The following is a 13561-nucleotide window of genomic DNA, read 5'->3' as shown; positions in this document are numbered from 1 at the left end:
AAGCCTATCGTGTGTCTCAACGCTACCCACCGGGGATCCACTGCCATGACCACCACCATCGAACACTACATCAACGACCAGCGCGTCAGCCGCGATGATCGCTACCAGGACGTCTACAACCCAGCCACGGGCGAAGTGACCGGGCGCGTAGCCCTGGCCAGCCGCCAGACCGTGGCCGAAGCCGTCGATGCCGCCCAGGCTGCTTTTGCCGGGTGGGCCGACACGCCGCCGATCCGCCGCGCCCGTGTGCTGTTCGAATACCTGCACCTGCTGCGCGAACGCAAGGACGACCTGGCGCGCATCATCGTCGCCGAGCATGGCAAGGTCTTCACCGATGCCCAGGGCGAAGTCGACCGTGGCATCGATATCCTCGAATTTGCCTGCGGCATTCCCAACCTGCTCAAGGGCGAGCATTCCGACCAGGTGTCCCGTGGCATGGACAACTGGACGATGCGCCAACCTCTGGGCGTCGTCGCTGGCGTCACGCCGTTCAACTTCCCGGTGATGGTGCCGATGTGGATGTACCCCATCGCCATCGCGGCGGGCAACACCTTCATCCTCAAGCCCAGCCCTACTGACCCGAGTGCCGCGCTGTTCATGGCCGAGCTGCTGCGTGAAGCCGGCTTGCCCAAAGGTGTGTTCAACGTGGTGCAGGGCGACAAGGAGTCGGTGGACGCACTGATCGAACACCCCGACGTCAAGGCCGTGAGTTTTGTCGGCTCCACGCCCATCGCCCAGTACATCTATGAGAGCGGTGCCCGTCACGGCAAGCGCGTGCAGGGCCTGGGCGGGGCGAAGAACCATATGGTGGTGATGCCCGATGCCGATATCGAGCGTACCGTCGACGCGCTGATGGGCGCCGCCTACGGCAGTGCCGGCGAGCGCTGCATGGCGATCTCGGTGGCGGTGCTGGTGGGGGATGTGGGCGATAAAGTCATTGCCGCCTTGACCGAGCGCGCCAAGACGTTGCGCATCACCGATGGCCGCGATTTGAAAGCCGAAATGGGTCCGATTGTGTCGCGGGCCGCGCTGGAGCGCATCAGCGGCTATATCGAGCAGGGCGTACAGGCCGGCGCGCACTTGTTGCTCGATGGCCGTGACTACCTGCCCACCGAGCCCGGCCTGGAAAACGGCTTCTGGCTCGGCGCCACCTTGTTCGACCACGTGACCCGGGACATGAGCATCTACCGCGAAGAAATCTTCGGCCCGGTTCTGGCCTGTGTACGCGTGAATGATTTCGCCGAGGCGGTAAAGCTGGTCAACGACCATGAGTTCGGCAACGGCGTCAGCTGCTTCACCCGCGACGGCAACATCGCCCGCGAATTCGCTCGCCGCATTGAAGTGGGTATGGTCGGCATCAACGTGCCGATCCCGGTGCCGATGGCCTGGCATGGTTTTGGTGGCTGGAAGAAGAGCCTGTTCGGCGACATGCATGCCTACGGCACCGAGGGCGTGCGCTTCTACACCAAGCAGAAGTCGATCATGCAGCGTTGGTCGGAGAGCATTGAGCAGGGCGCGGAATTTGCGATGCCGGTGTCCAAGTAAGATCTCACAGGCACTGTAGATCCAAGTGTGGGAGGGGGCTTGCTCCCGATTGCAGAGTGTCAGGCACTGTAAAGGTGGCTGATACACCGCAATCGGGGGCAAGCCCCCTCCCACATTTTTATGTGTTTGCTCTGAATTGACGCTAAGAACATAAAAGTCCAGTATGGAATTATAAGTACAAATTCATCGCTACACGTTTTTCTTCACTCTTGCCAAACCAACAACAACCCGCGAGAACCCGATCATGAAGAAACGTCACCTTATCCCCGCCCTGGCCCTGAGCCTGTTTGCCGCAAGTCACTTGCTCGCCGCCGAGAAACCGCTGCGTATCGGCATCGAGGCCGCTTACCCGCCGTTCGCCTCAAAGACTGGTGACGGCAAGATCGTCGGTTTCGACTACGACATCGGCAACGCCCTGTGTGCGCAAATGAAGGTCAAGTGTGTGTGGGTCGAAGGTGAGTTCGACGGTCTGATTCCGTCCCTCAAGGTCAAGAAAATCGACATGGCGCTGTCGTCCATGACCATCAACGAAGACCGCAAGAAATCGGTGGATTTCACCCACAAGTATTACTTCACCTCCTCACGCCTGGTGATGAAGGACGGTGCGGTGGTGGATGACCAGTACGCCAGCCTCAAGGGCAAGAACGTCGGCGTGCAGCGCGCCACTACCACCGACCGTTATGCCACCGAGGTGTTCGAGCCCAAGGGCATCAACGTCAAGCGCTACAGCAATAACGAAGAAATCTACATGGACCTGGCAGCAGGGCGCCTGGATGCGATCTTTGCCGACACCATCCCCCTGAGCGACTTCCTGGCGATGCCACGCGGCCAGGGTTACGCCTTTGTCGGCCCGGAGCTCAAGGATCCGAAATACGTGGGCGAGGGTGCGGGGATTGCGGTGCGCAAGGGCAATACGGCATTGGTCAGCGAGTTGAATGCGGCCATCGATGGCATTCGAGCCAGTGGCGAATACCAGAAGATTTCGCAGCAGTACTTCAAGACCGATATCTACGGCGACTGAAGGTCACTGCGGCGAACGGGTGTGGCGGGCGTTAACCCTTCAACTCCTTCAAATGCTTGTAGACCGTCGCCCGCCCCATGCCCAGCACATTGGCCACATAGTTGGAGGCGCTCTTGCCCTTGAATGCGCCTTCGGCATGCAGTGCCAGCACCAGTTCACGCTTGTGGTCGCGGGTCAGCAGGTTGAGGCTCAGCTGACGCTCGCGCAGCCAGGCATGCAGGAACGTGTTGATGCGTTCCTGCCAATCATCGCGAAACAATGCATCTGGCTGGGCGATCAGCTTGCTTGGCGACAGGAACAGGTCCAGTGCTGCCTTGGCGGTTTCAAACATTGAGATATTCAGGTTGATACACAGCACGGCCAGCCGGCGGCCTTTGTGGTCGTGCAGCACGGTGCTCAGGCTGCGAATTTTCTGACCGTCCCAGTTGAGTTTTTCGTAAGGGCCGATATTCACTTCGCTGACGTCACCGTCCAGCATGTCCTCCAGCGACGAATCATCACCCAAACTGCGTTTAGACAGGTTGTTGGCGATGTAGTCGACGGTTTGCGTACGCAAGTCATGCAGCACCACTTCCGCATGGGGAAAGAACAGGGTGGCGATCGCATCGGCGATGCCACGAAAGTTTTGCATGACGGTGTCTTGTTCGGCGATGGTCATCAATGGGGCTCCAGGCGGACGGGGGAGAGCATACCAGCGTCCAGGCCGAATCGCGTCAGCGCCTCGGGCAGCGGCGCGCCGCGCACCAGTGCGGCGCTGGCCTGGCCCATGGCGGGCGACGTCTGGATACCATAACCACCCTGTGCTGCCACCCAGAACAGCCCTGGCACCTGCGGGTCAAAACCGCAGAGCAAATCACCGTCGTGCACGAAACTGCGCAGCCCGGCCCAGGTGCGCGTCGGGCGGCGGATGGTCAGGGTGGTGGCCTCTTCAATCTGGTAGATGCCCATGGCGATATCCAGTTCTTCGGGCTGCACGTCCTGGGGCTCCACTGGGTCGGCGTTGGCCGGCGAGCCAAGGAACATGCCGGCATCCGGCTTCATGTAGAAGGCTTCATCGAGGGCTACCAGCATTGGCCAATCATGGCTATTCACACCGTCGGGGCCGGCGAAGATAAAGGCCGAGCGGCGCTTGGGTTGCAGGCCGATGGCCGCCGCGCCGGCCAGCCCGCCGATATGGTCGGCCCAGGCGCCGGCGGCGTTGATGATGACTGGGGCGCTGAAGGTTGCATCCTGGGTACGCACTTGCCAACAACCGTCGGCATCGCGGCTCAGGCCCAGCACATGGCTGTCGGTGCGTACCTCGCCGTGGTTACGGCGGATACCGCGCAGATAGCCCTGGTGTAGGGCGTCGGTGTCGATGTCGCAGGCGGTGGGGTCATAGATGGCACCGTGGACTTTCTCACGGCGCAGGATCGGCAGCCGTGCACAGGCTTCGTCGGCACTCAGGCGTTCCACCTGTTCGACAGTAGCCTTGGCGTTCAGGTATTGGCTGTCCAGCTCAGCTGGATCGCCGTTAAAGTCGACGGTCATTTCGCCGCGGGGTGTGAGCAGTGGATGCTCGCAGAAGCCCGCTGGCGGTTGATCGAAAAACGCCCGGCTGGCCAGGGTCAGCGCGCGCACCTGGGGGGTGCCATAGGCCGCGGTATACAAGGCCGCCGAACGCCCTGTGGAGTGATAGGCCGGATGGTTTTCACGCTCCAGCACCAGCACCTTGCCGTGCTGCGACAACCAGAAACCTGTGGATGCGCCGGCAATGCCGCCGCCGATGATGATGAAGTCTGCCTGCTGCATAAAAATCTCCGGGTTAGCGCTGCAGTTGGTACAAGGCATTGGCCAATGCAATATCTTCCAGGCCCAGGCCGATGGAGCGGAAAAATACAGACCGATCGTAGTTTGGACGTTGCGCCATGTCGCTGAGCAATTCGGGCAAGTCGCCGAGCACTGCGCGCTTATCCCAGCCGTGCTGTTCGCTGGCGATCAGCATATCGCCGGCCGCGCCCGGGGTGGTCTGCCGGTAGTCGCAATACACCTGCATCTGGTTGAGGCACGCCGGGGGCACTTCATGGGCACGGGGTGCATTGGTGCTGATGGAGGTGATCAGGGCAGGCTTGCGCAAGCGCATCGGGTCGATCACTGGGCCTGCCGATGAGGTGCAGAGCATAATCACATCCGCGTCCTCTACAGCGGCATCGCAAGTGTCGGCGAGGGCCAGGCGCGGGTCCAGGCCGGTCAACTGCGCACGGGTGTCGGCGCTGGCACTGCCAAGGCTGGGGGAGTACAGGCGGATGTGCTGCCAGTCGCGCAGGTTCTGCACATAACGCAGGTGCGCCTGGGCGACCTTGCCGCTGCCGATGATCGCCAGGCGCTGTGCCGTCGCCGGGGCCAGGGCGTCCACCGCCAATGCGGTGGTCGCGGCGGTGCGCGCAGTGGTCAACTCAGAAGCGTCGCACAACAGCAGCGGCTGGCCGCTGTGCATCGACATCAACAGCGTCCACGCCGTCACCAGTGGCCCGTGCTCACGCACGATATAGGGCGAGGTCTTGACCCCATACACCCCGTCTTCGGCCAGCACCCCCAGGTAGTTGATAAAGTCACCGGCACCGTGGGGGAACTCCACCCACTGCTGCGGCGGTTGCACGGCCTGCCCGGCGGCCAGGTCACGGAACAGCTTGCGCAGGATAAGCGGCACGTCTATCTGGGCGAGCAATGCCCGCGCCTGAACTTGATCGATGATGAGGGGGGCATTGGACATGGATGTCTCCAGGTAAACTAATTTGTCTATTATGGACATTTAGTTCTTGTGCGCAATAACCCCTGGAAAAAATGGAGATCAATGTGGGAGATCAAAGTGGGAGGGGGCTTGCCCCCGATAGCGGTGTATCAGTCAAGCAGATACTGACTGACACTCAGCCATCGGGAGCAAGCCCCCTCCCACAGTTTCAACCGCGTTCTATGCAGTGGCTTTTGTGCAGGTCAGGCATTCGATGGAGCGATCCACCGTGGTCTTGGCAATTTCCAGCAAATGCCACACCGCCAGGATCTTCGCCCGCTCGGGGCTTTGCAGCAGCTCGCCGCAGTCCAGCGCGGTGGCGGATGCGCTGTCGAGCAGACTGGCGGTGTAGAGCAGGGCATCTTCGAAGCTCAGGTCTTCGTTGACACAGTGGAAGCCTTGGGTGGGCAGGTAGTGGTCGATGGCACGGTTGAAGGCGGCGCGGTCTTTTGCGGGATCGCGGGGTGGGTCGGGTAGGACTTTATTCATGGTGTAGTTCCTGTCTGAATATCAAGGAGCTGACACCTTTCGCGACTAAACGAAGGTGGCGGCTGTACGCAGGTTAGTCGACCGGTCAGAACAGGAACCCGGCGCGCCCGAGGGCGCCCTGCGCACAGCCACCATAAAGCTTCATGGGAGCATGCGCCTGTTCAAAATCCGGGCGACTAAACCCGATCACTGAATTGGCAGTGACGGACCGCAGACTAGCCATCGATTCCAGCAGGCACAAGGCGGCAGGGATTGTCTAGGAAACGTCCTGCAATTTAAAGGGACACGCCTTGCTGGCCCTTTAAAAACCATGACCAAATGCCACCAACCCCTCATTTGGAATGCAGACAAATGTGGGAGGGGGCTTGCTCCCGATGGCGGTGTGTCAGTCACAGATGTGTTCACTGACACTCCCTCATCGGGAGCAAGCCCCCTCCCACAGGGTTCTCCAGTGTTGGTAAGTATGGGCTTACCGCCGACCCGCCCGCGTACTCACATCCACCCACACCGCCAGCACCAGAATGCTGCCCTTCACAATCATCTGCCAGTAACTGTCCACGTCCAGCATCGACATGCCGTTATCCAGGCTGGTAATCACCAAGGCCCCGAGCAACGCGCCGTATACCGTGCCCGAGCCGCCACGCATCGAGGTGCCGCCAATAAAGCAGGCGGCGATGGCGTCGAGTTCACCCATGTTGCCCGCCGACGGTGACCCGGCAGCGAGGCGGGCGGTGTTGACCAGGCCGGCGAGGGCGCACATCACGCCCATGATGCCGAAGATCCACAGTTTCACCGCTTGCACATTGATGCCCGACAGGCGTGTGGCTTCCATATTGCTGCCCACCGCGTACACCCGTCGACCAAAAACGGTCTGGCTGGTGACGTAGCTGAACACGCCGAGCAGCACCAGCAACAGCAGCACCGGCACCGGGATGCCGTCGTAGCTGTTGAGGGTGGTGACAAACCCGGCGAGCACCGCGCCGATCAGCACCACACGCAGCCCGTCACGCGCCAGCGAGTGCGCGGCCAGGCCATGCAGTGCGCGGTTGCGCCGTTGTTTCCAGGTCAGAAAAAGCGTCAGCGCGAACAGCACTACACCCAGCCCTGCGCCTACCGTGTGAGGCAAGTAACCCTGGCCCACATACACCAGCGATGGCGACACCGGCGCGATGGTGGTGCCGCCGGTAATCCCCAGCAGAATCCCGCGAAATGCCAGCATGCCGCCCAGGCCGACGATAAACGAGGGGATGCGCAGGTAAGCGGTCATGTAGCCGTTGGCCAGGCCGATCATCAGGCCGCACAGCGCCACCAGGCTGAGGTTGGCCAGCAGCGGCACGTGATAGACCACGTCGAGGATCGCCGCCAGCCCGCCCAGCAGCCCGAGCAACGAGCCCACCGACAAATCGATCTCGCCGCTGATGATCACCAGCACCATGCCGCACGCCAATATTCCGGTGATCGACATCTGCCGCAGCAGGTTGGACAGGTTGCGCGGGGTGAGGAAGCCGCCCTCGGTCTGCCAGCTGAAAAACAGCCAGATAAACGCCACGGCGATCACCAGCGCGAGCATTTTGTAGCGGGTGAAAAGGTGTTTGACCTGATTCATCTACAGGGTCTTCCGATGGTTATTAGGTTGGCTGAGCGCCGCGGCGAGCACCTGTTCCTGGGTCAGACCGGCATTGACGAAATCGCCCCGCAGCTGGCCGTCGCCCATCACCAGCACGCGGTTGGATACCCCCAGTACCTCGGCCAGTTCCGAGGAGACCATGATGATCGACACGCCTTCGGCCGCCAGCGCGCCCATCAGCTTGTAGATCTCGTACTTGGCGCCCACATCCACACCCCGCGTGGGTTCATCGAGGATCAGCACCTTGGGCTTGGCCATCAGCATTTTCGCCAGCACGGCCTTCTGCTGGTTGCCGCCGGAGAGGCTGGTGATCGGCAGGAACGGGCTGGCGGTCTTGAGGTGCATGCGTGCGATCTGCTGGTCGATGCTGCCCAGTTCGGCCTCGGCGTCGATGCGGGTCAGGTGCGCATAGGTATCAAGCACCGCCAGGGTGATGTTATGGCCCACACCCAGGTCGGGGATGATGCCCTGGCGCTTGCGGTCCTCGGGCACCATGCACAGCCCAGCGCGGATCGACTTGAGCGGCGTGCGTGTGTCGATCAGTTGGCCGTCCAGCCACACCTCGGCGCTGTAGCGGCCGGGGTAGGCGCCGAAGAGTGCCGACACCAGTTCGGTGCGCCCGGCGCCTACGAGCCCTGCAATGCCGAGGATTTCGCCGCGTTTGAGCACGAAGGAAATATCGTCGACACGCTTGCGCTTGGGGTTGTCGACGTCGTAGCAGGTGACATTGCGCGCTTCGAAAATCACCTCGCCCACTTCATGGGGTTCGGTGGGGTAGAGGTTGCTCATCTCGCGGCCGACCATCTGTGTGATGATCCGGGGGATGTCCATGTCGGCCATGGCGGTGGTCGCGATGTGTTTGCCATCGCGAATCACCGCGATGGTGTCGCACACCGCCGCCACTTCATCGAGCTTGTGGGAGATGTACACGCAGGCCACGCCCTTGGCCTTGAGGTCCCGGATAATGTCCAGCAGCACTTCGATTTCCGAACGGGTCAACGCCGAAGAAGGCTCATCAAGAATCAACAGGCGCGCCTGCTTGTTGAGGGCCTTGGCGATTTCCACCAGTTGCTGGTAGCCGCCGCCGTACTGCGACACCGGCAGCGCCACATTCATGTCCGGCACCTTCAGCTCGCGCATCAAGGCTTCGGCACGGTGCAGCATCGCCGGGTAGTTCATGCGCCCGCCGGGCAGGGTCAGCTCGTGGCCCATGAAGATGTTTTCGGCCACCGACAGGTCCGGCACCAGGGTCAGTTCCTGGTGGATGATAACGATGCCGGCCGCCTCGGTTTCGCTGATGGACTGGGCCTTGAGCGGCTGCCCATCCCAGAGGATTTCACCCTCCCAGGTGCCATGGGGGTAGACCGCCGACAGCACCTTCATCAAGGTGGACTTACCGGCACCGTTCTCGCCGCACAGGCCGACGCATTCCCCGGGACGTACCTTGATGTCGATGCCATTCAACGCGTTGACACCGCCAAAGCTTTTGACGATGCCGTTCATTTGCAGCAGGTAGTCGGCCATAGCGGTCACTGCCCGGCGATCTGCTCTTTGGTATAGAACCCGTCCTTTTCCAACAGGTCGATGTTGGCCTTGGTCAACGGCGTCGGGGTGAGCAGGATGGTGTCGACCTTCTTGCTGCCATTGTCATACTGCGAGCTATAGGTGGGTTTTTCGTTGCGCGCCAGCTGCACCGAGAGCTTGGCGGCTTCGGTGGCGATCAGCTTGAGCGGCTTGTAGACGGTCATGGTCTGGGTGCCGTCGATCACGCGCTTGACGGCGGCGAGGTCGGCGTCCTGGCCGGAGATCGGCACCTTGCCCGCCAGCTTCTGCGCAGCCAGGGCCTGGATTGCGCCGCCGGCGGTGGCGTCGTTGGACGCGACGATGGCGTCGATCTTGTTGTCATTACGGGTCAGGGCGTTTTCGACGATGCTCAAGGCTTCGGTGGGGTTCCACTCCTTGACCCATTGCTGGCCGACAATCTTGATATCGCCCTTGTCGATGGCCGGTTGCAGCACCTTCATCTGGCCTTCGCGCAGCACCTTGGCGTTGTTGTCCGTCGGTGCGCCGCCGAGCAGGAAGTAGTTACCCTTTGGCGCCGCCTGCAGCACACCGTTGGCCTGCATCTCGCCGACCTTTTCGTTATCGAAGGAAATGTACGCGTCGATATCCGCGTTGAGGATCAGGCGGTCATAAGACACCACCTTGATCCCGGCCTTCTTGGCTTCGGCCACGGCATTGGTCAGCACGGTGGCATTGAAGGGCACGATGACGATCACATCGACGCCCCGGGAGATCAGGTTTTCGATCTGGGAAATCTGCTTCTGCTCGTTGGCATCGGCGGACTGCACGAACACCTTGGCGTCGAGTTTTTCCGCCGCCGCAACAAAGTAATCGCGGTCGCGGGACCAGCGCTCCAGGCGCAGGTCATCGATGGAAAACCCGATCTTCGGATGGGCAGAATCGGCCATCACCGGCAGGGCAAGCAGGGCCAGGGCGCTGGCGAGCAGGGTGTGTTTGAATGATTTCATGGTGGTGCGTCCCTTTATTGTTGTTGGAAAGACACAAGGTGATGCGGGTAGAACTGTAGAGCGTCCCTTGACGCTCTGTGCATAGATTTGTCGTGCAAATGTCACCGATAGATAAACCGATTCACAACCCCCTCCAGCATTTCCTGCCGACCACTCACCGCCTGCGGGTTCAGCTCCTGGGCAAACGCATGCTCAGCCAGGGACTGCAGGCTGAACTCACCCGCCAGCACCGCCTGGCCCAACGGCTGCTGCCAACCGGCATAACGCTGGTCCTTGAACTGCTGCAAGCGGTCGTCCTGCACCATCGCCGCCGCACGCTCCAGGGCCAGGGCCAGCACATCCATGGCCGCCACATGCCCGTGGAACAGGTCCACCTCGTCCAGGCTCTGGCGCCGGACCTTGGAATCGAAGTTGTAGCCGCCGTTCTTGAAGCCCCCGGCCTTGAGGATTTCATAGGTGGCCAGGGTCATTTCCTCTACGCTGTTGGGGAACTGGTCGGTGTCCCAGCCGTTCTGCGGGTCACCGCGGTTGGCGTCGATGCTGCCGAAGATCCCCAGTGACACGGCGGTGGCGATCTCATGATGAAAACTGTGCCCGGCCAATGTCGCGTGGTTGGCCTCGATGTTCACTTTGATCTCCTGCTCCAGGCCGTACTCATGCAGGAAGCCGAACACCGTGGCGCTGTCGTAATCGTACTGGTGCTTGGTCGGCTCCTGGGGCTTGGGTTCAATCAACAGGTCGCCGGTAAAGCCGATCTTGTGCTTGTGCTCCACCACCATGCGCATAAAGCGCCCAAGCTGCTCGCGCTCGCGCTTGAGGTCGGTGTTGAGCAGGGTTTCATACCCTTCACGACCACCCCACAGCACATAGTTGGCACCCTTGAGCCGCAGCGTGGCGTTCATCGCACTGAACACCTGGGCGGCAGCGAAAGCGAACACTTCCGGGTCCGGATTACTCGCGGCCCCGGCGGCAAAACGCGGGTTGCTGAAGCAGTTGGCGGTGCCCCATAGCAGCTTGATGCCGGTCTGTTCCTGATGACGCTCCAGGTGATCGACCATCTGCGCAAAGTGGTTGCGGTACTCCTTGAGCGAGCTGCCCTCCGGCGCCACGTCGGTGTCGTGGAAACTGTAGTAGTCGATACCCAGCTTGGAAAAAAACTCAAAGGCCGCCTCCGCCTTGCCGATCGCCAGCTCCATCGGATCGCCACTGCGCTGCCATGGGCGCTTGAACGTGCCCATGCCAAACATATCCGCCCCTGGCCACACAAAGGTGTGCCAGTAACAGGCGGCCATGCGCAGGTGTTCGCGCATGGGTTTGCCGAGGATCAGTTTGTTGGCGTCGTAATGGCGAAAGGCGAGGGGGGATTCGCTGGCAGGGCCTTCGAAGCGAACCTTGTCGACACCGGGGAAGTACGGCATGGCGGTTTCCTTATTGTTCTTGGCGGTGCCTGGATACTAGCAACGGCACCTGGGGTGCTGATTATGAAAATCACCAAGGTGTAGTGCGATTTTGAGTGGGGCGTTCAGAACGGCTCAGGGAGTACAGGAATTAAGGAAACGTCTGACTTTACGGTGGGGATATGCCTCATCAAAGTTTGGCCTGCCACTGACTTTCTTTTGCTCGTTTACCTCAATCGAAAGGCGTTACGCGTCAGTTTTCTGATCGAGACGAGCAGGGAAGTACGGCCAAAAAACATGGATAAGAGGCAAAACAATGAGCGTAGGTCATTTCATCCGCCGAGGTGACAAAACCACCTGCGGCGGGGAAGTGCTGGACGGAGATCAAAGGACCCATATGCATGGCAGTCTTCGTGCGTGCGAAGGTGACCCAGTCACCTGTGGCAAGGATGGGCAAACATATAAGATCATCGGCGGCATTTCTTTCATGCGAAGCAATGGCCGGCTTATTGCCGGTACGTTGGACAGCTACAGCGGCTGCCCCTGTAAAGCCGAGCTGATTGCTTCGGTGTTACTCGGCAAGTACCACGGCAGAGGTGGCTCGGTTGTGAGCGCCAACAGACAAGCCGTCGATCCGGTCCAGCCAGCGCCCCAATGGGCAGCCCCTTCTCAACGCGCTTCCATCGTGCCAAGTTATGCGCCCCGGTCCGCATTTAGCGCATTTAAAGCTCTCTCAGGCGAGGAGCCAGGTTTTTATATCGTGCCCAAAAGCATGACTCGCGAAGCGATGGAAGCCACACTGTTTCCAGTTCGGGACCCGGCGGTAATGCGCAAGTTTCAATCGCTAAATTCCAACACAAGCTACATAAAAGCCGGCTCGATGATCGTGCTCAGCGATCCGAACAACACCTCCTGCACTTATCAGGAAGCGCAACTGATGCAGGCCGCTCGACAGGTTGACGCATCCCTGGATGCCTTGACGCCAGATGAGGCCGACTTCCTGTTTCGCCACGGCGCTGAAATTGCTGGGTTTATCGGCCATACCTCAACCTGGCTCGGCGTGAGTGCGGTGGTGATGGAGAAGCACCTGAGTAATCTGCGCGACACACTCCAGGCGATGGAGCGCCTGCACCAGGAAAGCTATCGGCAGCACGGCCACCTTAGATCACCGCAGTTCTTTGCTGATCGTCAGCGACTGATGAACCAGCTGGATGCCCATTTGCTCAACTCCACGCGCTTGCGCGGGCAGACAACCTTGGGCGATCACCCGAAGTTGAAAACGGCCCTGGGCATTTCCAGCCGCAGCTTGGTGCATCACTGGGACAAGGCGGGCGGGCCGGGTCAGATTCCGGGGTATGCGGCTCATGTGGAGGCTGTTAGTCGTGCCACGAAGTATATGAAGGCAGGTGGTTATATCGGTATAGGCCTTGGTGGGGTGTCTTCGTTGTTGGCTATTCAGCAGGTGTGTAATGGGGATTCTGGGGCGGCGTGTGAGAAGGTTAAATTTACTGAAGGAGGGAAATTCGCTGGGTCTACTGCTATCGGTGCTGCAAGCGGATTGGCAGCCAGCGATGCCAGTACTGCAGTGTGCGTAGCACTAGGCGTCACAACAGGAATCGGTGGTGTTATCTGCGTCGCTGCTGTTGTAGGCACTGGCGCCTGGATGGGTACGACTTACGGTGGTAAAACGGGTGAGTACATAGGTGAAAAAATTTACGAGGCAAGGCAGCCATGACCGGTATCGACACTTGGCCTCCCTGGATCGCAATCATCGTTACAGGGGGGCCAATTTTGCTTGCCGCTGCTGGCATTACTTTTAGTCTTTACCTTAGTCGTCGACACTTGGACTCTATGAAAGATGCGCTGAAAAACAGTCGTTTTATTTATATCTGGGGAACAAGCCTGGGAAAGAGGGGGGTAATCTGGTCGCTTCTGGAAATATCAAAAATTGCCGGAATGGTGACGTTACCGAAGGCGTCTATTCGCATCGGAGAACTGGACCCTGTCGATCTTGAAAACTTCCCACCTCATCTAAAACGTCTGTTGACCATCAATATGATGATGTTGATCGGTTCCGTCTTTTGGGCCGCAGTTGCAGCCATGTTGGTGGAATTTAGGTAATTTAAGCGGGCCTCATCCGAGGCCCGCTATCCTGAGCAGTCAGACCTTTGCGTACTCATC

At 60.1% G+C, this 13561-nt stretch carries 12 protein-coding genes; 4 read left to right on the top strand and 8 right to left on the bottom strand.

The window, feature by feature from the left end; translation table 11 throughout:
* The first annotated feature begins 45 nt into the window (after window positions 1–45).
* Complete coding sequence (locus tag NMB39_RS17590; RefSeq protein ID WP_198730915.1) at window positions 46–1545, top strand: CoA-acylating methylmalonate-semialdehyde dehydrogenase; 1500 nt, start codon at window positions 46–48, stop codon at window positions 1543–1545.
* A 244-nt stretch (window positions 1546–1789) separates the two neighbouring features.
* Complete coding sequence (locus NMB39_RS17585) at window positions 1790–2566, top strand: ABC transporter substrate-binding protein (RefSeq protein WP_046072119.1); 777 nt, start codon at window positions 1790–1792, stop codon at window positions 2564–2566.
* A gap of 31 nt (window positions 2567–2597) precedes the next feature.
* Here the strand turns inward: NMB39_RS17585 and NMB39_RS17580 are convergent, their stop codons facing one another.
* The 8 genes from NMB39_RS17580 to xylA all read right to left on the bottom strand — a co-directional run bounded on the left by NMB39_RS17580 (window position 2598) and on the right by xylA (window position 11401).
* Entirely contained in the window at window positions 2598–3224 is a 627-nt protein-coding gene (locus tag NMB39_RS17580) for a helix-turn-helix transcriptional regulator (RefSeq protein WP_046072120.1), read from the bottom strand.
* A complete protein-coding gene (locus tag NMB39_RS17575) occupies window positions 3224–4357 on the bottom strand; it encodes an NAD(P)/FAD-dependent oxidoreductase (RefSeq protein WP_057025345.1) in 1134 nt (377 codons plus the stop codon). The genes NMB39_RS17580 and NMB39_RS17575 overlap by 1 nt, the downstream gene beginning before the upstream one ends.
* A 13-nt stretch (window positions 4358–4370) precedes the next feature.
* A complete protein-coding gene (locus NMB39_RS17570) occupies window positions 4371–5318 on the bottom strand; it encodes an ornithine cyclodeaminase family protein (protein ID WP_494340347.1) in 948 nt (315 codons plus the stop codon).
* A gap of 198 nt (window positions 5319–5516) precedes the next feature.
* Entirely contained in the window at window positions 5517–5825 is a 309-nt protein-coding gene (locus NMB39_RS17565) for a DUF6124 family protein (protein WP_043050242.1), read from the bottom strand.
* Window positions 5826–6294: 469 nt separating this feature from the next.
* Entirely contained in the window at window positions 6295–7431 is a 1137-nt protein-coding gene (locus tag NMB39_RS17560) for a sugar ABC transporter permease (protein ID WP_046072123.1), read from the bottom strand.
* Entirely contained in the window at window positions 7432–8976 is a 1545-nt protein-coding gene (xylG, locus tag NMB39_RS17555; RefSeq protein WP_494340348.1) for a D-xylose ABC transporter ATP-binding protein, read from the bottom strand.
* Between the two features lie 5 nt (window positions 8977–8981).
* Window positions 8982–9983 carry a D-xylose ABC transporter substrate-binding protein gene (gene xylF / locus NMB39_RS17550; RefSeq protein ID WP_494340349.1) on the bottom strand — a complete coding sequence of 334 codons (1002 nt, stop codon included), beginning with the start codon at window positions 9981–9983 and terminating at the stop codon, window positions 8982–8984.
* A gap of 101 nt (window positions 9984–10084) precedes the next feature.
* Window positions 10085–11401, bottom strand: coding sequence for a xylose isomerase (xylA, locus tag NMB39_RS17545; RefSeq protein WP_057025339.1), 1317 nt, complete (start codon window positions 11399–11401; stop codon window positions 10085–10087).
* A 295-nt stretch (window positions 11402–11696) separates the two neighbouring features.
* Between xylA and NMB39_RS17540 the strand changes: the two genes are divergently transcribed.
* A complete protein-coding gene (locus NMB39_RS17540; protein ID WP_494340350.1) occupies window positions 11697–13115 on the top strand; it encodes a PAAR domain-containing protein in 1419 nt (472 codons plus the stop codon).
* Window positions 13112–13501 carry a hypothetical protein gene (locus NMB39_RS17535; protein WP_198719053.1) on the top strand — a complete coding sequence of 130 codons (390 nt, stop codon included), beginning with the start codon at window positions 13112–13114 and terminating at the stop codon, window positions 13499–13501. The genes NMB39_RS17540 and NMB39_RS17535 overlap by 4 nt, the downstream gene beginning before the upstream one ends.
* The last annotated feature ends 60 nt before the right edge of the window (window positions 13502–13561 follow it).

The sequence above is a fragment of the Pseudomonas sp. FBCC-B545 genome, assembly GCF_059134095.1.
The sequence above is the reverse complement of the archived record's forward strand: the minus strand, read 5'-3'. Positions and strand labels throughout refer to the sequence as shown.